The 19,953-nt window shown below is 62.5% G+C and carries 20 protein-coding genes; 10 read left to right on the top strand and 10 right to left on the bottom strand.

Features of this window, described 5'->3' with window-relative positions; all coding sequences use genetic code 11:
- Positions 1 to 47: 47 nt before the first annotated feature.
- The 5 genes from AC1DS5_RS08615 to AC1DS5_RS08595 all read right to left on the bottom strand — a co-directional run bounded on the left by AC1DS5_RS08615 (position 48) and on the right by AC1DS5_RS08595 (position 6,489).
- A complete protein-coding gene (locus tag AC1DS5_RS08615; protein WP_477717839.1) occupies positions 48 to 1,034 on the bottom strand; it encodes an ABC transporter substrate-binding protein in 987 nt (328 codons plus the stop codon).
- Positions 1,035 to 1,189: 155 nt separating this feature from the next.
- A complete protein-coding gene (locus AC1DS5_RS08610) occupies positions 1,190 to 3,436 on the bottom strand; it encodes a xanthine dehydrogenase family protein molybdopterin-binding subunit (RefSeq protein ID WP_477717838.1) in 2,247 nt (748 codons plus the stop codon).
- Positions 3,433 to 3,903: a (2Fe-2S)-binding protein gene (locus tag AC1DS5_RS08605; protein WP_477717837.1), complete on the bottom strand. Its 471-nt coding sequence runs from the start codon at positions 3,901 to 3,903 to the stop codon at positions 3,433 to 3,435. Before AC1DS5_RS08605 ends, AC1DS5_RS08610 begins: the two co-directional genes overlap by 4 nt.
- A 114-nt stretch (positions 3,904 to 4,017) precedes the next feature.
- Positions 4,018 to 4,557, bottom strand: a complete 540-nt coding sequence (locus AC1DS5_RS08600; RefSeq protein ID WP_477717836.1) for a gamma carbonic anhydrase family protein — start codon at positions 4,555 to 4,557, stop codon at positions 4,018 to 4,020.
- 897 nt (positions 4,558 to 5,454) lie between these two features.
- Positions 5,455 to 6,489: a LacI family DNA-binding transcriptional regulator gene (locus AC1DS5_RS08595; protein ID WP_477717835.1), complete on the bottom strand. Its 1,035-nt coding sequence runs from the start codon at positions 6,487 to 6,489 to the stop codon at positions 5,455 to 5,457.
- 155 nt (positions 6,490 to 6,644) lie between these two features.
- Between AC1DS5_RS08595 and AC1DS5_RS08590 the strand changes: the two genes are divergently transcribed.
- The 7 genes from AC1DS5_RS08590 to AC1DS5_RS08560 all read left to right on the top strand — a co-directional run bounded on the left by AC1DS5_RS08590 (position 6,645) and on the right by AC1DS5_RS08560 (position 12,888).
- On the top strand, positions 6,645 to 7,541 hold the full coding sequence (locus AC1DS5_RS08590; RefSeq protein ID WP_477717834.1) for a dioxygenase family protein: 897 nt from the start codon (positions 6,645 to 6,647) through the stop codon (positions 7,539 to 7,541).
- 13 nt (positions 7,542 to 7,554) lie between these two features.
- On the top strand, positions 7,555 to 8,325 hold the full coding sequence (locus tag AC1DS5_RS08585) for an SDR family NAD(P)-dependent oxidoreductase (protein WP_477717833.1): 771 nt from the start codon (positions 7,555 to 7,557) through the stop codon (positions 8,323 to 8,325).
- Between the two features lie 42 nt (positions 8,326 to 8,367).
- Complete coding sequence (locus AC1DS5_RS08580) at positions 8,368 to 9,258, top strand: beta-keto acid cleavage family enzyme (protein ID WP_477717832.1); 891 nt, start codon at positions 8,368 to 8,370, stop codon at positions 9,256 to 9,258.
- Positions 9,259 to 9,305: 47 nt separating this feature from the next.
- Positions 9,306 to 10,301: a quinone oxidoreductase family protein gene (locus AC1DS5_RS08575; protein ID WP_477717831.1), complete on the top strand. Its 996-nt coding sequence runs from the start codon at positions 9,306 to 9,308 to the stop codon at positions 10,299 to 10,301.
- A 15-nt stretch (positions 10,302 to 10,316) separates the two neighbouring features.
- Positions 10,317 to 10,667 (top strand): cupin domain-containing protein, encoded by a 351-nt coding sequence (locus AC1DS5_RS08570; protein ID WP_477717830.1) that lies wholly within the window; start codon positions 10,317 to 10,319, stop codon positions 10,665 to 10,667.
- Between the two features lie 45 nt (positions 10,668 to 10,712).
- On the top strand, positions 10,713 to 11,711 hold the full coding sequence (locus tag AC1DS5_RS08565; RefSeq protein WP_477717829.1) for a tripartite tricarboxylate transporter substrate binding protein: 999 nt from the start codon (positions 10,713 to 10,715) through the stop codon (positions 11,709 to 11,711).
- A 163-nt stretch (positions 11,712 to 11,874) separates the two neighbouring features.
- The gene (locus AC1DS5_RS08560) at positions 11,875 to 12,888 is read left to right on the top strand and encodes a porin (RefSeq protein WP_477717828.1); all 1,014 of its coding nucleotides are present in this window, start codon (positions 11,875 to 11,877) and stop codon (positions 12,886 to 12,888) included.
- 70 nt (positions 12,889 to 12,958) lie between these two features.
- Here AC1DS5_RS08560 and AC1DS5_RS08555 read toward each other — a convergent pair whose 3' ends face one another.
- The 4 genes from AC1DS5_RS08555 to AC1DS5_RS08540 form a co-directional block, all read right to left on the bottom strand.
- Positions 12,959 to 13,249, bottom strand: a complete 291-nt coding sequence (locus AC1DS5_RS08555; protein ID WP_477717827.1) for an SDR family NAD(P)-dependent oxidoreductase — start codon at positions 13,247 to 13,249, stop codon at positions 12,959 to 12,961.
- Between the two features lie 65 nt (positions 13,250 to 13,314).
- Positions 13,315 to 13,755 carry a MarR family winged helix-turn-helix transcriptional regulator gene (locus AC1DS5_RS08550; protein ID WP_477717826.1) on the bottom strand — a complete coding sequence of 147 codons (441 nt, stop codon included), beginning with the start codon at positions 13,753 to 13,755 and terminating at the stop codon, positions 13,315 to 13,317.
- Positions 13,756 to 13,776: 21 nt separating this feature from the next.
- Positions 13,777 to 14,658: an NmrA family NAD(P)-binding protein gene (locus AC1DS5_RS08545; RefSeq protein WP_477717825.1), complete on the bottom strand. Its 882-nt coding sequence runs from the start codon at positions 14,656 to 14,658 to the stop codon at positions 13,777 to 13,779.
- An 84-nt stretch (positions 14,659 to 14,742) separates the two neighbouring features.
- Positions 14,743 to 15,384, bottom strand: a complete 642-nt coding sequence (locus tag AC1DS5_RS08540) for an HD domain-containing protein (RefSeq protein WP_477717824.1) — start codon at positions 15,382 to 15,384, stop codon at positions 14,743 to 14,745.
- 122 nt (positions 15,385 to 15,506) lie between these two features.
- Between AC1DS5_RS08540 and AC1DS5_RS08535 the strand changes: the two genes are divergently transcribed.
- Positions 15,507 to 16,523 (top strand): GlxA family transcriptional regulator, encoded by a 1,017-nt coding sequence (locus tag AC1DS5_RS08535; RefSeq protein WP_477717823.1) that lies wholly within the window; start codon positions 15,507 to 15,509, stop codon positions 16,521 to 16,523.
- 564 nt (positions 16,524 to 17,087) lie between these two features.
- Here the strand turns inward: AC1DS5_RS08535 and AC1DS5_RS08530 are convergent.
- The gene (locus AC1DS5_RS08530; RefSeq protein WP_477717822.1) at positions 17,088 to 17,807 is read right to left on the bottom strand and encodes an NUDIX hydrolase; all 720 of its coding nucleotides are present in this window, start codon (positions 17,805 to 17,807) and stop codon (positions 17,088 to 17,090) included.
- Positions 17,808 to 17,924: 117 nt separating this feature from the next.
- Between AC1DS5_RS08530 and AC1DS5_RS08525 the strand changes: the two genes are divergently transcribed.
- Together AC1DS5_RS08525 and AC1DS5_RS08520 are read left to right on the top strand one after the other, a co-directional pair.
- Positions 17,925 to 18,980, top strand: coding sequence for an SPFH domain-containing protein (locus tag AC1DS5_RS08525; RefSeq protein ID WP_477717821.1), 1,056 nt, complete (start codon positions 17,925 to 17,927; stop codon positions 18,978 to 18,980).
- Positions 18,981 to 19,008: 28 nt separating this feature from the next.
- Entirely contained in the window at positions 19,009 to 19,941 is a 933-nt protein-coding gene (locus AC1DS5_RS08520; protein ID WP_477717820.1) for a diacylglycerol kinase catalytic domain-containing protein, read from the top strand.
- Positions 19,942 to 19,953 lie beyond the last annotated feature (12 nt).

Genomic DNA, 19,953 nt, shown 5'->3' with positions numbered 1-19,953 from the left:
ATTCCCGGTCGTGAAGGGTGATCGAGCTTGGGCATCGTAAGGTATTACTAACGAGCCCTTGCCGCCCGGTAGTAGCTCTCGTCGACGTAGCGTGCCGGATCGGCCAGCGTCTTCTGCGGGCGCCCGAGTTCGGACCGGATCCGCAGCACTGTCGTCATGCCATCTGGATCGAGCGCACCGCCGCGCGCGAAGCCTTCGCGATCGCCGAGCAACGCATCGACATGCCGCTGCGCTGCGGCCTCGGGCACGTTTGGCAGATACTTCCGGTAAATCGACACTGCCTCTGCGCGGTTCTTCGGATCGAACAGCCAGTCGATTGCCTCGCTCGATGCACGGATGAACCCGACGAGCGCCTCGCGGTTGCTCTTCGCCCAGCTGTGCCGCGCCATTCCGACGATCGTCTGGTAGGGGCCAAGCACATCGACCGCGTTGGCGAGCCGCCGATAGCCGCGCGACTCCGGCGCGATCTCCAGTGGCGTCGTCAGAATCGTTCCCGCGAACTTGTTATCCATCAGCGCCTGCGCACGCACGCCGGTTGCGCCGACCGACTCAAGGCGATAGTCGAGCTCCTTGAGACCGCCCAATTGCAGCAGCTTTTGCAGCACGAGCGAATAACCGGTCGCGACCGCGTCGACGCCAAGCGTCTTGCCGCGCAGGCCATCGTAGTCCTTGACGTCGGGGCTCACCACCAGGCGAACGGTCCCGCGCGAGACGCCCATGAACGCGAAGAAGTCGGGCGTGGCCGGCAGCGGGACCTCTCCCTGGCCTTCCTGGTAAGCGACGACATTGTCGAATGCGGCCAACGCGATGTCCTGCTCGCCCTTGACGAGGCCCTGGACCAGCACGACCGAGTTCGGAGTGGGGCTCACCTTTACCGAGAGCTTCTCGCGCGCGAACAGCCCCTTGTCCTCGGCGACCCAGAGCGGCAGGTTCGCTCCGCCGGGAAAGCTGATCACGCGCAGCGGTGTCTGGGCATGGGCGAGCGCAGCGATCGCGAAGGTGGCGACGCCGAGCAGAATGCGGTGGAACAACATCGATTTTTCCTTTTGGAGTAGGTAAATGGAGCCTTGGGCAAGATTTGAAGGGGGCGCAGTTGAGCGCGATGCCGTTGTGGAAGTCTTCATCATCGAATCTCCGTTTTCAAACGTTTTGCACCATCTGGCCCGAAGCAAGAATTCGTGTCTGCATCTCACGCCAGCACCGCCTTCACTCGCTCCGGCGTGAACGGAATGTCGCGCAGGCGGCGGCCGGTCGCGGCCGCAAAGGCATTCGCGATTGCTGCCGCGGTCGGGCCCTGCGCCCCTTCGCCCACCCCGAGGGAGCCCTCGGCACGGCGCTGAATCACCTCGACGTCAACTGCGGGCACTTCGCTGAAGCGCAGGATCGGGTAGTCGCTCCAGCTCCTGGTCTGCACGCCCGAGCGGTCGTACTTGAGGGCTTCCTTCAGCGTCCAGCTGGTCGACTGGATCACGCCGCCCTCGATCTGGTTCACGATGCCATCGGGGTTGACCGCGAGCCCCGCGTCCACCGCTGACCAGGCCCGGGTCACGCGCACGCTGCCGCTGGTGCGGTCGACCTCGACTTCGGCGACCACGGCGCAGTAGCAGGCGTGGTTCTTGTATCTGGCGAACCCGATCCCACGCCCGCGCAGCGTGCTGCCTTTGCCGCCGTCGCCCAGCGCGCCCGGCCGCCAGCCGCTCTTCTTGGCCACCGCTTCGATCACCGTTCGCGCGCGCTCGTCGCGCAGGTGCTTCAGGCGAAACGCCACCGGGTCAGCGCCCGCCGCCGCCGCGGCTTCGTCCATCATCGACTCGATCGCGAAGACGTTGGGGTAGGCCCCCAGCGTGCGCAACGACGAGGTGCGCAGAGGCGCGTCGGTCATGTAGTGCTTGAGGACCTTCTGGCTCGGAAATTCGTAGAGCGGGATCGAGTTGCGGTCGGAGCCACCGTTTGGCTGCGGGATGTCGGTGGGGAAAGTCGGCTGCGTCGGACTCGCTACGTACCACGACGCGAGCAGATTCACGCCCTCGCGTCCGCCCGGCCGCCGCGAATGCGGATAGCTCCACAACTCGTGCTGCCAGTCGACGATGCTGCCGTCTGCACCCAGCCCGGCGCGCATCGTCACGCTCATTGCCGAGCCGAAGGGCTCCCACATGAACTCGTCGTCGCGCATCCACTGCACCCTGACCGGCTTGCCCGGGACCGCGCGCGCGATGAGCGCCACATCGAATGCGACATCGTCTGCGCCGTTGTGGCCGTAGCAGCCTGCGCCTTCCATATGGATGCAGGTCACGCTGGCCGGCGCCACGCCGAGCGCGCGTGCAATGTCTCCGCGCAGCGGAAACACGCCCTGGCTGTGGGTCCAGACTGTCAGCTTGCCCTCCGCGGCTTGCGCCACCGCGCACGACGGGCCGATCGAGGCGTGCAGCTGAAATGCCCGGGTATAGCGCGCCTCGATCCGCTGTGCGGCCGGCGGCGCGTTCGGCGCCTTCTTTTCGTTCACGACTGAATCCTGCGTCGGCAGGCCCGGGTCGGCCTGATCGAACCGGTCGGCGAGCGTTTGAGGCAACTCAGGCCGCAACCAGACGGCTGCCTCGCGCAGCGCCTGGCGTGCCTTGATCGCCTGCTCCTCGCGCTCGCAGACGACTGCGATGAAACTGCCGTCGCGCACCACAGTGATGACGCCGGGCATCGCCTTGACGGCCGCGGTGTCGAGGTTCGTGAGTTCGGCGCGCGGCACCGGCGGCCGCACGACGCGCGCATGCACCATGCCGGGAAGCCGCAGATCCTGCAGGTAGGCCGCTCCGCCGGTGAGCTTTGCCGGGAGATCGCGCCGGGCGAGGCTTTGGCCGACCAGCTTGTACTGGCCTGGGTCCTTCGGCTTGGCCTTCGCGGTCGCCTCCCGGCGCAGCATCGCGTCCGTGGTGACCTCCCAGTAGGTTGTCTGTTTGCCACCGGGGGCGGCGATCGCCCCGTTGACGACGGTGAGCTCGCCCGAGGCCACGCCCAACTGGGCGGCCGCTGCGGCGAGCAGCAACTGGCGGGCTTCGGCGCAGGCGAAGCGGATGGCGGTGCCGCTCTGCTCGATCGACTGACTGCCCGCGGTCACACCCTCATCGGGCGTGCGCGACGTGTCGGGCGCCACCATGTCGATGCGCTGGTAGTCGACGTCAAGTTCGTCGGCGGCGATCTGGGCCAGCGCGCTCGCGATGCCCTGGCCGAGTTCCATCTTGCCGGTGAACACCGTCACGGTGCCGTTCGGGTTGATGCGCAGCCACGCCGACAGCTGGCGATTGTTGTTGAGGCTGCCGGGCAGGCGCGCCGGCACCGCTGCGCCTTGGGCCAGCGCATCAGGTGCCAGCGCGATGCCGACCACCAGGCCAGTGCCAGCTTTCAGGAAATTGCGGCGCGAAACGTTTGACAGTGCGGCGCTCATGATGCAGCGCCCCGGGACGCGCGCAGCACCGCACGCACAATGCGGTTGTGCGAGCCGCAGCGGCACAAATGGCCCTCAAGCGCTTGCTTGACATCGGCTTCGCTGGGTTTCGGGCTGCGCGCGAGCAGCGCCTGTGCGGCCATGACCATTCCGCTGCTGCAATAACCGCATTGGGCGGCCTGCTCCTCGATGAACGCCCGCTGCAGCGCGCTCGGTTTTTGCGTCGTGCCAAGACCTTCGATCGTCGTGATGCGGCCCTTGGCGACGGCGCCGACCGGGTACACGCAGGAGCGTTGTTCAACCCCGTCGATCAGCACGCTGCAGGCGCCGCACTGCGCCTGGCCGCAGCCGTATTTGGCGCCGTTCAGCGCAAGGTCGTTGCGCAGAACATAGAGTAGCGGCGTATCGGGATCGACCGTGACCGAGCGGGTCGCGCCGTTGACCCGTAGCGCTAACTTTTTTGGCATAGGACGGCTCCTTGACTTGATGTTGTTTGCCATGATTTGCGCCTGCGTTGAGTGGTGCTTGTTGCAGCTGGGAGGGAAAAGGGATCGCGGTGAACTTGACGCGCAGTCGGCTTCTCAGGGGCGCGACGCTGCCGGCCTGAGCCGGTACGCCTGCGCCAATGTGACGTAGCGCGGTGCGACGGCGCGATAGCTTGCGACTTCTGGTGGCTCGATCCGTCGCAGCAAACGGGCCGGGTTGCCGGCCCACAGCTCGCCGCTGCGGACGATCTTGCCCGGCGTGAGCACCGCGCCTGCCGCGAGCACGCCGTCGGTTTCGATCCGGCTGCCGTCGAGCACGCGCGCGCCGAAGCCGACGAAGGCGTAGTCGTCCAGCGTGCAGGAATGCAGCACCGCGGCGTGGCCGACCGTGCAAAAGCTGCCCACCTGCGTTGGCACGCCGCCGGTGCTGCCATGCACGATCGTGCCGTCCTGGATATTGCTGCCTTCGCCGATGCGAATCGCCTGCACGTCGCCGCGCACCACGACGCCGAACCAGATCGAGGCGAGAGCCGCAATGTGCACATCACAGATCACCGTGGCGCTCGGTGCGAGGAACGCGCTCGCATCGATGCGCGGTTCGGCGAAGAAATGCCTGGGGACATCGAGGTTGCTCATCGCTGGGCTCCGGCCGCTCCTGTCATTCGACGCGCATGCCGGCCGTCTTGGGCGAGCAGCGCGGCCGCATTCGAGGCCGTTGCGCAAGACATAAAGCAGGGTTTGCGCTGCGATTGAGTGATCGGCAAGGGAGTGTCGGTGGCAATGGGCATGGCGATCTTCAGCAAAATAGTGACAACGAGGGGAGGCGGAAATATCAAATTAGCACAATCGATTGCCTTTGAAGATAAGCAGTATTCCTGTTGTATTTCTTCATTGAATGGCATTTATTCGGCCGATAGATGCTGGCTTCAAGTAAAATAAAGGCAATCGATTGCCTTAGTATAAATACGCGCCCCATAACTGGCAAGGCAAACTTTCATTGGTGTTTTCCCTTGTGCTGGCGAGCTTCGATCTCCCTGGCTGGCGATGCCATGAGTAGTCGAGGCAGCATCGGATCGGCGTTACGTGTGCAAGAACCCGGCGAAGCCCCGCGTCACTATTGAGGAGAAGGTATCGCGCGAGAGGCCGGAGTGCATGCCGCGTCTGTGTCACGTGCGCTGTGCGGCATGGGGCCAAGGTGTCGCCAGAGGCGCGCCAGACGATTGGATGCATCGCGCAACAACCGGGCTACCTGCCCAATGCCTTCGCCGCTTCGCTTGGAGTACAGAGAATCAATTTGGGATAAGCGGCCCCTCCCGGCTCCTTGTGGCCGAGAGTGACGCCCCCGTGTTGGGCGCAGCTTGGCAAGCGCATATTTCCATGCGGCTCGTCAAGCGCGGGTTCGGTGCGGGCCGCTTTTCCGGCGTCGTCAACTGTGGCCGAGACAGTCGTGTGCTTCGTACTTGATCATCTTGTCGATCCAGCAACGCGGGTTGGCGCAGACCACCCAAAGACACGGGACTACTGCAAGCGAAGCTAGCTGGTCTTTCGAACGGATGCCGTGGACGATCTGACGATGAGCCTCGGTGTCAGCACGCGCATGCTCGGGTCCTGGTTAGGCGTCTTCAGATGTTCAAGCAGAAGCTGCGCGGCCTGTCGGCTCATTTGGTCCACCGCAATACGGACCGTGGTCAGCGGCGGTGCGATGAGGTCGACAAATGGCATATCGTTGTGGCCCACCACCGAGACATCACCCGGAACGGACAAGCGATGCTGATGGAGTGCGTCGAGCACGCCCATCGCAATCAAGTCATTGGCGCCAAAGATCGCAGTCGACGCCTTGGTCTGATTCAGCAACTCGAGTGTCGCCGCCAGGCCGGCCTGTCGAGTGAAGGCCCGAGCTTCAACGACGAGGGCTTGGACTCCGAGGCTCGCGCTCAACTCTTCAAACGCCTGGCGGCGGGCTCGTCCTGTCGATGAGCTGCTCGGTCCCGCGATATGTGCGATGGCCCTGTGACCCAGCTTCATCAGGTGCTCGAGCACAAGGTGAACGCTCTCGCGATCGTCATTGACCACGCTGGAAAATCGTCGTTCGCCGAAGCCGCGGTTGACCAGGACCGTGGGAAGTGAAAGTTGCTGCGCGGCCGTCAGCATCGGATCGTCGCTCTCCGCCGCCAGGACGAGCAGGCCACCCACTTGCCGGTTGGCGAGGGCGACCACGACATCCCGCCTCTCGTCGGGGTCCTCGGGTGTCTGAATAACCAGGCACATCAGCCCCTGCTTTCGCAGTTCAACCTCCAGGCCCTGGACGATGGGGCCAAAGAGGGGATTCCCCAGGTCGGGCACGACGATGCCAATGAGGTTCGTCTGCTTGGTCCGCAACGACGCCGCCATGACGTTGGGCCGGTAACCCATCTCCTTGGCTATCCGTTCGATCTTCTCCCGTGTCTGCGCAGACACCTTCTTGTCAATGCCGCGAAGGGCTCGAGACACGGAGGCAGGATGGACGCCGGCCGCTTTGGCAATGTCCTCGATGGTCGTTGGATTTCCTGATGGGGTATCTGAGTGCATTATTTTGGACAAACGATTGGCTTTCGTAATATGAAATTTAAGTGGATTTATCGCATTATCTTGATGAAAACACCCGCTTCATGGGTTCGGTGCTTGTGCTTTTTGAATTTCTACCGTATATTTAAGGCAATCGATTGCCCTAACCGAGACCTTAAATGCAAACATCGTCCCCCCCAAAAATCGCGCTGCCCGCGTCGGATCCCGCCGCATTGTTGCGAGCCGTCCTCGAGATGAACGCTACAACCGCAAATCCGCGACTGCGGCACATCCTGGATTCGCTGATCAGGCACGTGCACGCGTTCGCACTGGACGTCGATCTCTCTCCGGCGGAGCTGGAGTACGGGCTGGATTTTCTGGTGCGCATTGGGCAGGCGAGTGGTCCGAAGAAGCATGAAGGTATTCTGCTCGCAGACATTCTAGGGCTGGCGACGTTGGTGCAGCTGCGCGACGCCCGTCACGCGCTGGAAGCGGGCGGGACCGAGCCTGCGCTGATCGGCCCATTCTGGCGTGCCAATCAGCCGCTCCGGCAAAACGGCGAATGCATCACTTCTCCTGACACGCCGGGGGCGCCGCTGACCGTGACCGGCCATGTCCGGTCCCTGGATGGGACGCCAATTGCCGGTGCGCGCGTGGAAACCTGGCAGGCCTCGCCCAAGGGCTTGTACGAGAACCAGGATTCGACGCAGCAACCCATGAACCTGCGTGGGCGATTCGAAACCGACGCACAGGGGCGGTTCTCTTTCGTCAGCGTGCGGCCCGCCGGGTATCCCGTGCCCACTGACGGGCCATGCGGTGACCTGCTCGCCGCCCAGGGGCGCCATTCCATGCGCCCGGCCCATCTGCATTTCATCGTTGTAGCGCCAGGCCACAAGGTCCTGGCGACGCAGTACTTCGACGCCGAAGACCCGCACGCCTACGACGATGTTGTTTTCGGCGCCGTCGGTTCGCTCCTGCGGACTTTCGAGTCAAACGGCCAGGGCGGTTTCAAGCTCGATGTCGATCTCCGACTCGAGCCCGGCGATACGCGCGTCCCGAAATGCCCAATTCCCTGACCTGGAGATCAACATGAATACAAGAACCTTCGCACCGCGCGAGCGCCTGGACGGCGACATCGTGGTCATCACGGGTGGCACCGGCGCCATCGGACTTGCCACTGCACAAAGGGCGGCTCAGCTGGGCGCCCGGGTCGTTCTTCTCCATCGCGGGGGAGCAGGCGATGCGCAGCCGGCCTTGCGCGGGCTCGCCGGCTCGGGCCATTTCGCGGTCACGGCCTCCGTGACGGACAGTTCCTCATTGAGCGCCGCGGCCGAGTTCGTGCGCAAGGAAGCAGGCAATGCCAGCGTGCTCATCAACTGTGCCGGCTTCACCAAGCCCGTTGCCGCAGCCGACCTGGACGGCCTGAGCGACCAGTTGATCGACGACATCTTTGCGACCAACTGGCGCGGCACGTTCGCGGCCATCCGGGCTTTCGCCCCGCAGATGAAGGCCGCGGGCGACTCCGTGGTGGTCAACGTCTCGTCAATCGCCGCCTTCACCGGCATGGGCAGCAACCTGGCTTACTCCGCAGCCAAGGCGGGCACAGATGCGCTGACCAAAGCCCTGGCGAAGACGCTGGGACCGCAGATACGCTGCCTGGCCGTGTCGCCAGGGGTCGTCGATACGGGCTTTGTTCCGGGCCGCGATGCGGCGTTCAACGAGCGGGTGGGGCAATCGATTCCGCTCAAGCGCGTGGGCGTGGCTGACGACGTCGCGGCGGCGATCGTGGCGTGCTGCACCTCATTGCGCTACGCCACCGGCAGCATCATCGTCGCCGACGGTGGACGTCACCTCGGATAAGCGCCGGATAAGCGCCCAAACATAGATAGCCGGAGACCCCCGATGGAACAACCCACCATTCTGACTTGCGCCGTCACAGGCAACTTGACCACGCCGGAGCAGACGCCTCATCTGCCCATCACGCCGACCCAGATTGCCACCGCATGCCTTGAAGCAGCGGAGGCAGGTGCGGCGGTCGTGCACATCCATGTGCGCGATCCGCAGACGGGCCGGCCGTCCATGGACGTCGAGCTCTACGCCGAGGTTGTCGCAGAAATCCGGACTCGGCGTGCAGACCTCATCATCAACCTGACCACGGGGCCGGGCGGGAGGTTCGTCCCAAGTGATGACGATCCGCAGGTGGCTGCGCCCGGCAGCAACCTGATGGTTCCCGAGCGTCGGGTCGCGCATATTGCCGCGCTGAAGCCCGATATCTGCTCGCTCGACCTCAATACGATGAACTCGGGCGACCAGGTCGTCATCAACACGCCGAAGAATGTTCGCAGGATGGCCAAGGTCATCCGCGAGGCCGGTGCGGTTCCCGAGCTCGAATGCTTCGACAGCGGAGATCTCATGCTCGCCCAGGCGCTGATGGCCGATGGCAGCCTCGAGGGCCCCGGCCTTTACACCCTGGTGATGGGCGTGCGCTACGCCATGCCATTCAAGCCCGAAACCCTGTGGCACGCCCGCTCGCTGATCGCGCCGACGGCGCAGTGGTCCGCGTTTGCCATCGGCCGTCACGCATTCCCCGCCGTGGCACAGACCTACCTGCTCGGCGGCAATGTGCGCGTTGGCCTGGAGGACACCATCTATCTGGACCGCGGCGTCCTGGCCAAGAGCAACGCCGAACTCGTGAGCAGGGCCCGAAGAATCGTCGAGGACCTTGGCGGCCGGCTCGCCACGCCACGGCAGGCTCGCGAGCGTTGGGGGCTGCGCCCCTCGAATCAACCGTGAGCGGCAACGCCCGGCTCCCTGCAATTGCTTACTGAGAGGAATACACCATGAGAAACCAAGCTATCGGACGTGCCTTGCGTCTGACCCAAAAGGCCGTCACCCCGGATGCGCTGCTGCCGCAGATCGTCGAAATGCCCCTGCCCGAGCCGGCACCTGGCGAGGCGGTGATTGAAGTCCTTGCGGCCGCAGTGAACCCCAGTGACGTGAAGGCGGCGCTCGGACTGATGCCGCGTGCCATCTGGCCACGAATCCCGGGCCGCGACTTCGCCGGTCGCGTTGTCGCCGGACCGCGCGAGTGGATCGGCGTCGAGGTCTGGGGCACCGGCGGCGACCTGGGCATCACACGCGACGGTACGCACGCGCGCTACCTGGTGTTACCGGTGCAGGCGCTGACGCGCACCGCGAGCACGATGTCGCTCGCCGCGGCCGCGACGATCGGCGTGCCTTTCGTCACCGCGCATGAGGGACTGCGCCGCGCCGGCCTCAAAGGCGCCGGCCAGACGGTGGTCGTGTTCGGCGCCAATGGCAAGGTCGGCCAGGCGGCAGTTCAACTGGCAACGCGAGCGGGCGCCACCGTGGTGGGCGTGGAGGTGGGCGCCGAAGCCTATGTGGGCCATAGCACGGGTTCCGTGAACATGGTCAACGGGTCGCAGCAAGACCTGGCCGCCGCAGTTCTTGGTGCGACGGGGGGGCGAGGGGCCGACATCGCCTACAACACCGTTGGATCGCCGTACTTCGCGACAGCGATGGACAGCCTCGCAGTGGGAGGCATGCAGATTCTCATCTCGACGATTGAGCGCCACGTGCCCTTCGATATCCTGGGTTTTTATCGACGCAATCTGCAGATGCTGGGCGTGGACAGCCTGAAACTGGACGTGAGCCAGTGTGCCCAGATCCTGACGCTGCTGCTGCCCGGCTTCGAGGACGGCTCGCTGAAGGCCTTCGACGTCGACGAGACGACCCTGCTTCCTCTGGAAGAAGCGCCGAACGCCTATCGCCGTGTGCTTGAAGGCACGCGCGACCGCATTGTTCTCGCGCCCTAAGGTCGGAGCCGCACCATGAATATCGTTGAGCACAACAGCGCACCCCTTTACGACGCGCCCGGTCACCAAGGCATGGTGATGCGGCGTCTGCAGGGCAAAGAGGCCGGACCGAGCCAGAGTGTCTGGATCGGTCTATCCGTCATCGAACCCGGAGGAGGCACGACATCTGCTGCCTCCGATGTGGAGAAGTTCTATGTCGTGCTATCGGGCGAACTGACTGTCGTCGCCCGCCAGGGCGCCATCGTGCGGGAAGCCAAGTTGAGGCCCCTGGACAGCTGCCGCATCGAGCCGGCAGAGGCACGGCAGCTACTCAACCAAACCGATTCACCCGCCACCGTGCTACTGGTCATGCCCAACAAGGCTTAGCAGTAGCAGTCAATCAATTTGCATTCGAGGAACGAGGAGACATACATGAAATCAAACCCAAAAAACCGTCGTCACGCGCTCAATGTACTGATGGCCGGCGTTGTCGCCGGGCTCGTCGGTCACTCATCGCTCGTGCGGGCGCAAGACAGCTATCCGAGGCAACCCATCAAGTTCCTGGTCCCATTCACTGCGGGTTCCGGTACAGATGTCATCGCACGAACGATCAGCGAGCAGTTGGGGAAGGCGTTCAAGCAGCCCATCGTCATTGAGAACAAACCGGGAGCAGGGGGTACCTTGGGCGCCTCACAGGTCGCGAGCGCCAACGCCGATGGGTACACGGTGCTCATTCACTCCGCAAGTCACGTCGCCAACGCTGCGCTGTACCCGGCGCTGAAGTACGACACATTGAAGGACTTCACGCCGATCACGATGCTTGCGACCTTGCCAAATGTGCTGGTGACAGGGCCGGGCAAGGACTTCAAGACGGTGCAGGAACTAGTTCAGAAGGCGAAAGCCGCTCCAGGGACGTACATGTACGCCTCGGCGGGCAACGGCAGCGCTACGCACATGAACGCGGAGAAGTTCCGAGCCTCGGCGGGGATTAATGCGAACCACGTCCCGTTCAAAGGTACGCCCGAGGCGTTGAACGAGGTCATGGCGGGTCGGATCGACTGGTTCTTCGCCCCCCTGGTCTCTGCACTGCCGCTGATCAAGGGCGGCAAGCTGGTCGCACTCGCGGTCGGGACCCCCAAGCGCTCCGTTGCGCTGCCGAATGTGCCGACGACGCTCGAAGCGGGCTTCACCGGGTCGGACTACACCTTTTGGGTTGGCATGTTTGTGCCGGCCAGGACGCCGGCGGACGTGGTGGAGCGCATCCACGCAGAAACGGCCAAGGTTCTGAAGTCAGACGTCGTGCGCGAGCGCCTGGAGACGCTCGGCGCTGAGGTCGCTCCCATGCCGCAGTCGCAGTTCGCCGCGCTGGTCAAAGCCGAAGCGGGCGACGCTGCGGCGCTGATCAGGAAAGTCGGCATGAAGGTGGACTGACCCGCAACACCGAGACATGCCTTTTTTTCTTTGCATGTCGACAGGACCGTCATCTCGCCACGCTTGGTCGCGTTCCGATCGCGCCGGACCGCCCCTGACCGCTCCTTTCCCCTCGTCTTGCCAGCGCTGAGGCAATCCACTTCCACTATCCAAGAGAACCATCATGAAGAAATCACTCGCAGCTATTCTTGCTTTTGGCGCCCTGGGCACCGCATTTGCCCAATCCACCGTCACCATCTTCGGCAGCATCGACCTCAACCTCACGTACTCGAAGGCTGGCGGCAATTCGGCCACGGGAATGGACCAGGGAGGCTACCTTTTGCCGAGCCGCATTGGATTTCGCGGCGTTGAAGATCTGGGCGGAGGTCTTTCGGCAGGATTCTGGCTCGAAACCGGAATACTGCCGGACACCGGCGCCATACAGGGCGCGTTGTTTGGCCGCCGCTCGACCGTCAGCTTGATGAGCAGGGACTACGGCGAGTTGCGTCTAGGGCGCGATAACACGCCCGTGTTCTGGAATATTTCCACGTTTGCTCCCTTCGGAACGGTGGGTGTAGGCGGCAGCAGCAACATCATTGAAGGTTGGCCGATCGGCCTCGGCAGTGCAAAAACACTGACCCGGGCGAGCAATTCTGTGGGCTACTTTCTGCCCGGCAACCTTGGCGGCGTCTATGGACAGTTCATGTTCGCGGCGGCTGAGGGCGTGAACGGCGCGCGTCACACCGGTGGCCGACTTGGCTACCAGTCCGGGCCGCTCAACGTCGCCACGGCATACGGCAGAACGGCTGCAGGCGCGAATAACTACACCACGGCTACTGTCGGAGGAAGCTACGACTTCGGTATCGTCAAGGCTTACGTCAACTACCTGCAGCACAAGCTTGGCAGCGACAAGCAAACCAACGTGCTGGTTGGTGCCGCGGTTCCCGTAGGCGCTGGCCACGTCAAGGCGTCCTTTGCCCGCTCCAATCGCTCTGGCCCAGGGGTAGACGCGGACGATGCCCGGCAGGCGGCCGTCGGGTACACCTACGCCCTGAGCAAACGGACGACGCTCTATAGCGCTTACTCGCGCATCACCAATTACGGCAATGCCGCGTATGTGACGGCTGACTCGTCACCGGAGGGCATACCGGGGGCGAAGGCGTCCGGTATCCAGATGGGTATCAATCACGCCTTTTGACGCTTGGCGAGTCGGATCTGGCCGGACCTGGGCTGCTTGCAGCGCAGGTCCGCCTGATGGTCAATGCCCGTCAGCTGACTTCCTCGGCTGCGCCGAGCAAGGCGTAGCCGGCATTGCTGACCACCACATCAATGCGCGTCAAGTCTACGAACGCTTCATCGACGACGCGACGGACAGCGGCACCATCAACTACGTCGAGGACGCCCACCCAGAGGCGGCCACCGTACAGCGACGATAAGTCGGCCAACGCGTCAGGCTTGCGCACGGTGGCGGCGACGCGGTCGCCGCGCTGAAGAAGAATCTCGGTGAGCTGGCGACCAAACCCGCTGCTCGCGCCTGTAATGAACCAAGTTTTCGACATATCGAATCTCTCTTTCTGGTAATTCGTTGAATTCAGTAGACCGGCAGTCGCGTCACGCGCGGCCGCTACACGCCGTCCGTCATCAACTCCGCCAATTCGGCGCGCAGGGCGCCGACCTTTTCCTTGCCGTTGAGCCGCTCCACGCGACATTGCGCCTCGCTCCAAAGTGGTTCAGCCTGTTCAAACAGCCTGGTGCCTTCGTCGGTCAGTTCGACGATTCGAGTACGCCCGTCTGTCGGGGACGGCCCAATCCGGACCAGACCGTCACGCTCCAACGTCGTAGCCATCTTTCCCATCGCCGTCCGCTCGGTATCGAGCTTGTCGGCGAGAGCGTTGACCGATGCACGCTTCCTTTCCTTCAGCGCTGCCAGAATCAGAAACTGTGTGATGCGCAGGCCGGTGGGCTGCAGGTGCGCGTCATACAGTCTGGAGATTTGACGGGCAGCTCGCTTGAGCGCAAAGCAACTGCATTGGTCCAACGTCGGTAGCTGATGGATTGATGGCATGCTGGGAACCACGACCAAATATCAGACGAAGGCTGCGCGGTTCTGGGCAATGAACTCCGGAATCGACAGCGGTGGCGTGCCTGTGACTTTCTCGACAATGTCGTTGGTCCCGGAGAACACGCCGTTTTGGTAGTCCTGAGCGACCTCGCAAAGATGTTGCACGAGGAATGGGTTGAACTTGTATGACTGCTCCATCCTTTGCCGGAACGCTTCAATCGACAGAGGGGAGTACGAAATCTTTGCGCCGAGCACCTCGCTCATGTCCGCAGCAATCTCGTCATGGTCCATCTCGCGCGGTCCGTGCAACGGGTAGATTTTCCCACCGTGGCCCTCTGGTGCGCTCAGGATGTGCGCAATGACGCGCCCCTGGTCGTCCGTGCTGATGGGCGCATGCCGCCCCTTGCCGAAGGGAAACACAATGTTCTTGCTCGCCCAAATCTCCTTGGCGAAATGCGGATACACCAGCCAGTCCGCGAAGAAGGTGGGACGCAGGTGGGTTGTCGGGACACCAGACCAATCGAAGACGCGCTCCGACATCCAGTGGTCCCGGGCCGCGTTGCTCTTCGAGTCACGGCGTGCCGAGATTTGCGACATGTTGACGATGGCCGAGACGCCAGCCTCCTTCGCCGCCTGCGCGAAGAAGGCGCTGGCCTGGACGATGCCCGGACTTATGGGGTGCAAAAAGTAGGCCGAGCGGATGCCCTGCATGGCGGCCTTGATGGTGTCGATATCAGTGAAATCGCCGATGGCAATTTCCACACCTCTCTTTCGAAGTGCGGCAGCGTCCTCGCCGTCCTTGCGGACGTACGCCCTCACGCGCTTGTCCATCTTTAACAGCGTGTCGATGGCAACGCCGCCGGTGCGGCCGGTTGCACCGCTCACAAGAATGTCTGCTTTGTTCATGACGATTTCTCCATTAAGTTAAGCGGCATAGGCACCAAGTGCACTGCACCGACAAGGGACACAAAATCCCGCGCCTCGCGGGGTTCAACTCTCAAAGGGGGCATGGTCGAGCAAGTCGCATACGTCGGGAATCTCGAATCCATGGACATGGCGACGTCCGATATCGGCCAATCCTGTGCCGATGGTTGTATGAGGCTTGTTCCGGGCCACTTCCGCCAGAGCCTGCTGAAAGGCCGCTTTGAATCCGACACGGGGGTACAGGGCCAGCGTGTCGTCGATGAGGGATGGCGTGATTTCGTCCATGCGGAGGCCCATCACATCCACATGCGCGCCCATGTGGACCAACGCGACTTCCGGTTCTCTGCGTTCGGCGATGCCCGCGCTCGAGTGAAGCGCAATCGCATCCCAAACCAGTTGAGCCGATGATTCCGCGTAGCCGTCCGCCATGAGAATGCGGCTTGCCGCGTCTGCGCCATCGACCTCAAAGCGTTGGTCGGCCATGTACTCGCTGGTCAGGCCCAGGTCGTGAAGCAGGGATGCGAGGTACACGGCCTCGCGGTCGTATTTCATGCCGCGCTTGCGACCCAGGAATTCAGAGAACCACCACGTGCGGTGGACATGGTTCTTCATTGCTGTTGAATGAACGCGGTCCACGAGGGATGCAGCTTTGCGGGCCAGCACGGAACTTGGAGCGCCGATTCCTCCGATGAGAATTGGTTCTTCCATGATGCTTACTCCTAAAAGGTATCGATGACTGGCTTCTACTTTAGGAGCATATGCAGCGGCATAAATGACATTTTTTGGATGTTTAATGCCAAAATGGGATGTGCTTGGCGAAGGAAAAACCGATGACAAAACGAAAAAATCCTGGCAAGCCGCTCGAAGGCGCGGCGCAGAGGCGGGTTGTGATTTTGGGCTTGCCCCCGGTAGACGCGCTCGACGTCATAGGCCCAGCCGAGGTCTTTACCTTTGCAAATTACCTGCGCAGTGGAGAACGGGCTCCTTACGTGTTGGAACTCGTATGTGCTGGGCCGGAGTTGTACATGGAGAGCGAGACAGGCATCGGTTTCAGAGGGCACAAGACACTTGAGCAAGAGAGTCGTTCGAACCGACCTATCGATACCTTGATTGTTACGACGGGTGCCACACCCATTGACCGGTTGGACGACTTCGTCGCGGACTGGATTCGTGCTTGTTCGCGGAAAGTGCGGCGAGTGTGCTCGATATGCGTCGGAGCGTTCGCGCTCGCTGAGGCGGGGCTCTTAGACGGCCGCCGGGCCACGACGCATTGGTCGATGGCACGTCGTTTGGCTGAGCGCTACCCCAGGGTGCTGGTTGATCCGAATCCCATCTGGGTGAAGGATGGCAACGTCTACACCTCGGCCGGCATATCAGCCGGCATTGACCTTGCACTTGCCCTTGTTGGCGAGGACCTGGGCAACGACATCGCCCTGGACGTCGCCAAGAACCTGGTTCTCTTTTTACGGCGCCCCGGCGGTCAGGCGCAGTTCAGCGTCTCCCTGCAGGCACAGCATGGGCTCAGCCCCAATCTGGAGCAACTGCGGGTCTGGATAAGCGAGCATCTGCAACTGGACCTCTCGGTCGAGGTTCTAGCGGACCGTCTATCCACGAGCGTGCGTACGTTGATTCGAACCTTCGAGCGCGAGTTGAATACAACGCCAGCAAAGTACGTCGAAGAGGTTCGACTCGAGTCCGTCTGCAGAGCGCTGGAGCTTGGGGGCCGCTCCTTGGCGGAGATTGCCCGCCGGTGCGGCTACAACAGCGTGGATGTGCTGAGAAAAGCATTTGCTCGGCGACTTGGGGTGAGTCCCAAAGAGTATGCGCAACGTTTCGCGAAGGATTAGTAGTGGCTTGAAAAATTTCCTGATGGCAAGCCCAGAATTACAACGCGCTTGCATGCTGCGGCCGTGAGCCGGTCGCTTGGAGCTACTTCGTTTTCATCAATGCCCCTCGGCAAACCAAATTTGCGATTTTGGCAAAAGTCATCCGACAATATTCATTCCTGCCGCCTCGATGCTGCCTAGGATAGAAGGCTAATAAACGCACACCGAAGTAGCACTCAACATGGACGCATTGGCCTCCATCGGAGGCGTCAGGGCTGCCCTGCGGAAATCGGCCTTAGGCCTTTCGGCGCCAAGGAAGATGCTATTCCGACCGCTGGCCCACAGACCCTCGGCCAACTGCTCCTCACGACCGTGACGGTGTTGCGCGATGCGGTTGGCAACCGTGCGTTCTGGGTGCTTTTTGGAACCTTTTCATCTGCGGTGCGTCGACCAATGGCCTAATCCAGACCCACTTCATCAGCATGCGCGGCGATTACGGCATTGCCCCGGTATCCATGTGGCTTTGCTTTCTCTGGCTTGCTGCGTCATCTGCGTTCGTTCTCTGCACACGTTTTGTTAGCCGCTCTAAGTACTCCTGGGGCTAAACGTTCTGGGGAAGTAAACCGCGGATTCACGGGTTTTGAGGCGGTAGCCCATCGCCGGCCGGGGCGATCCTACGTCGAGGAATCCGTCCTCCTTCAGGAAATCAGCCGCCAGGGCGCGCGTGCGAAAACCACTCTTGTCGATGGCTCGTCCCAGAACGACTTCATAGACCTTCTGCAGTTGTGGAAGCGTGAACGGTTCGGGCAGAAGGAACGCGGGCAGCGAGGTGTACTCCACCTTGCTCCGCAGGCGCTCCAGTGCCGCCTGCAGGATGTCGCCATGGTCAAACGCCAGCCGCTTGCGGGGTGATGGTTCGTCCACCGGGTGCCACTTGGCCGGTGCGGCCTCGTCCTGCGCCAGTTGTACGGAGTCAGCCGGCAACAAGGCAAAGTAGGCATGCGTTGCCGACCAGCCGCGCGGATCGCGGCTCTTGCCTCCCCAACTGCCCAGTTGCTCCAGATAAGGACTCTTCACGCCTGTCTTGTCGAGCAGCTTGCGCCTGGCGCAGGCCTCCAGCGTGTCGTCCTTCCTCACGTCCACAAAGCCGCCAGGCAGGGCCCAGGCATTCGGGAAGGGCTCCGCAGGCCCATCGGGCCGCTTGACCAGCAGGACCTGCAAGTGGTCATCCAACACGGTGAAGATCACCACATCGACCGTGGTCAACGGTCGTTCAAAGCTCAGCTTGCTTTCTTTGGTCGCCATGTTTGCGCTCCTCGTTGACAAACCTGAATTAAGTTGTATTATGCAACTTATATTGGGTTGTTCAGTACAACCTATTGAATTCAACAGCCGGTTCAGCAACCAAAAGGAGAGCGCACCATGTTAGGCATCAGATTCATCAAGTCCCAACCGACGGTTCACCTGATCCAGTTCAAAAAGGGGAAAGTGGTGCGTGAGGGCGCCGGCCAGTCGTTCTACTACTACGCGCCCACTTCCACCGTGGTGGCGGTACCCGTGGCCAGCGCCCATCACCCCTTCATGCTGACCCTGGTGACGTCCGACTTCCAGAATGTCACGGTGCAGGGTCAGGTCACCTACCAGGTCAAAACGCCCCAGCTGACCGCCCGCCTGATGGATTTCTCCCTCAAGGCCAATGGTCAGGGCTATGCATCGGACGATCCGCTCAAGCTCGGTGACCGGGTGGGCATGCAGGTCCAGGTGATCATCCAGCAAAAAGTCCAGGCCCTGGCCCTCAAGGAGGCCTTGCTGTCCTCAGCCGAAATCGCCCGGCATGCCGAAGCCAGCCTTGGCACCCAGCCCGAGATAGCTGCCCTGGGCCTGCAAGTCCTTGGCGTCTCCATCCTGGCCATCAAGCCCACACCAGATATTGCCCGGGCCCTGGAAGCCGAATCCCGCGAGGCCAACCTGAAAGCCGCGGATGACGCCATCTACCTGCGCCGCATGGCCGCGGTCCAGAACGAGCGCTCCATCCGGGAGAATGAACTGGACACGGAAGTCGCCGTGGAAGACAAGCGCAGCCAGATCGAAGATGCCAGGATGGCGGCCAAGGCATCGGTCATGCGCAAGGAAAACGCGCTGCGCACTGAACAGATGGACGCGGACGTTTCGCTGGAAGAAAAGCGCAAGCTGTACGTGAATGGCCAGGCCGCCAACTCGCGCACCCTGGCCGAGGCCGAGGCTGCCCGGCTGGACGCCATCATGAAAACCTTCCAGGCGGTGGATCCCCGCACCATCCAGGCCTTGGCCTCCGCCGGCATGGACCCGGCCCAGTTGATCGCCCAGGCCTTCGGCGGCATTGCCGACAAGGCCGAGAAGATCGGCCAGCTGAACATGTCACCCGAGCTGCTCAATTCACTGCTTGCCGGTGCAAGCGCCAGCACCCGGCTCGGGCAGGCAGCCGCGGCCCGCAAGTAAATAATTAAGTAAGTGAAAGGAAGCAAGCATGTCTGCAGCCGAGAACCGCAAGGTCGTCCTGGTGACCCGCCAGACCCGACTGGAAGAGCTGGTGGCGCGCTACCAGACCCTGGGCCAGGCCAGGTTCTACCTGGAGCACCTGGGTGCGGACTTCACCGACTACCTGCGGGAAAACGAGGCCTATGCCTCCAGCCTGCGAGTGGTGGTGGAGGCGCTGCAGGCCTGGGGCCGCTACCAGATCATCGACCGCGCGCACCTGACCAACTACATCTTTGCGCCGGACGACATCGTGGTGACGCTGGGCCAGGATGGCATGGTGGCCAATACCCTGAAATACCTGAACGGCCAGCCGCTGGTCGGTGTCAACCCGGAACCCAAACGCTGGGACGGCGTATTGCTTCCCTTTGAACCGTCGCAGGTGGGCGCGGTACTGCCCGGGGTGGCCAGGGACAGCCGCTCCACCTCGCTGGTCACCATGGCGGAGGCCACGCTGTCTGACGGCCAGGTGCTGCGAGGCGTCAACGATTTGTTCATAGGCCCGAAAAGCCATACGTCGGCGCTCTACGACATCGAGTTTCGGGGAATGAAAGAGGCGCAGTCCTCTTCCGGCCTGATCGTCTCGACCGGACTGGGCTCCACGGCCTGGCTTAAAAGCATCGTCACGGGTTCGGTCGGTATTGCCAGGGCCGTGGGGCATGGGCAGGGCGATGGCTACGAACCCATGCCCCGCGACACGGATCATCTGATCTTCGCCGTGCGGGAGCCTTTCGCCAGCCGGGCTTCCCAGACTTCCCTGCTCTATGGCGAGATCGGGGAGTCGGAAGTGCTGACGCTGCGTTCGCGCATGCCGGACAACGGAGTAATCTTCTCGGATGGCATGGAATCGGACTTTCTGCGGTTCACTGCAGGTATGGAAGCCAGAATCGGTGTTTGCGCCACCAAGGGAATCCTGGTGGCGTAACCACTACCCGCT

This window comes from Polaromonas sp. P4_H1 (assembly GCF_056400945.1).
Note: the sequence above shows the minus strand (reverse complement) of the source record. Positions and strands in the feature narration are given on the sequence as shown.

Bases quoted from the DNA above. Each gene is read 5' to 3' on its own strand.
- AC1DS5_RS08565 (WP_477717829.1), top strand. From the start codon at position 10,713: ATGAAATCAAACCCAAAAAACCGTCGTCACGCGCTCAATGTACTGATG.
- AC1DS5_RS08605 (WP_477717837.1), bottom strand. From the start codon at position 3,903: ATGCCAAAAAAGTTAGCGCTACGGGTCAACGGCGCGACCCGCTCGGTC.
- AC1DS5_RS08535 (WP_477717823.1), top strand. From the start codon at position 15,507: ATGACAAAACGAAAAAATCCTGGCAAGCCGCTCGAAGGCGCGGCGCAG.
- AC1DS5_RS08580 (WP_477717832.1), top strand. From the start codon at position 8,368: ATGGAACAACCCACCATTCTGACTTGCGCCGTCACAGGCAACTTGACC.
- AC1DS5_RS08545 (WP_477717825.1), bottom strand. From the start codon at position 14,658: ATGAACAAAGCAGACATTCTTGTGAGCGGTGCAACCGGCCGCACCGGC.
- AC1DS5_RS08560 (WP_477717828.1), top strand. From the start codon at position 11,875: ATGAAGAAATCACTCGCAGCTATTCTTGCTTTTGGCGCCCTGGGCACC.
- AC1DS5_RS08525 (WP_477717821.1), top strand. From the start codon at position 17,925: ATGTTAGGCATCAGATTCATCAAGTCCCAACCGACGGTTCACCTGATC.
- AC1DS5_RS08590 (WP_477717834.1), top strand. From the start codon at position 6,645: ATGCAAACATCGTCCCCCCCAAAAATCGCGCTGCCCGCGTCGGATCCC.
- AC1DS5_RS08600 (WP_477717836.1), bottom strand. From the start codon at position 4,557: ATGAGCAACCTCGATGTCCCCAGGCATTTCTTCGCCGAACCGCGCATC.
- AC1DS5_RS08530 (WP_477717822.1), bottom strand. From the start codon at position 17,807: ATGGCGACCAAAGAAAGCAAGCTGAGCTTTGAACGACCGTTGACCACG.
- AC1DS5_RS08570 (WP_477717830.1), top strand. From the start codon at position 10,317: ATGAATATCGTTGAGCACAACAGCGCACCCCTTTACGACGCGCCCGGT.
- AC1DS5_RS08520 (WP_477717820.1), top strand. From the start codon at position 19,009: ATGTCTGCAGCCGAGAACCGCAAGGTCGTCCTGGTGACCCGCCAGACC.
- AC1DS5_RS08615 (WP_477717839.1), bottom strand. From the start codon at position 1,034: ATGTTGTTCCACCGCATTCTGCTCGGCGTCGCCACCTTCGCGATCGCT.
- AC1DS5_RS08555 (WP_477717827.1), bottom strand. From the start codon at position 13,249: ATGTCGAAAACTTGGTTCATTACAGGCGCGAGCAGCGGGTTTGGTCGC.
- AC1DS5_RS08595 (WP_477717835.1), bottom strand. From the start codon at position 6,489: ATGCACTCAGATACCCCATCAGGAAATCCAACGACCATCGAGGACATT.
- AC1DS5_RS08610 (WP_477717838.1), bottom strand. From the start codon at position 3,436: ATGAGCGCCGCACTGTCAAACGTTTCGCGCCGCAATTTCCTGAAAGCT.
- AC1DS5_RS08550 (WP_477717826.1), bottom strand. From the start codon at position 13,755: ATGCCATCAATCCATCAGCTACCGACGTTGGACCAATGCAGTTGCTTT.
- AC1DS5_RS08540 (WP_477717824.1), bottom strand. From the start codon at position 15,384: ATGGAAGAACCAATTCTCATCGGAGGAATCGGCGCTCCAAGTTCCGTG.
- AC1DS5_RS08575 (WP_477717831.1), top strand. From the start codon at position 9,306: ATGAGAAACCAAGCTATCGGACGTGCCTTGCGTCTGACCCAAAAGGCC.
- AC1DS5_RS08585 (WP_477717833.1), top strand. From the start codon at position 7,555: ATGAATACAAGAACCTTCGCACCGCGCGAGCGCCTGGACGGCGACATC.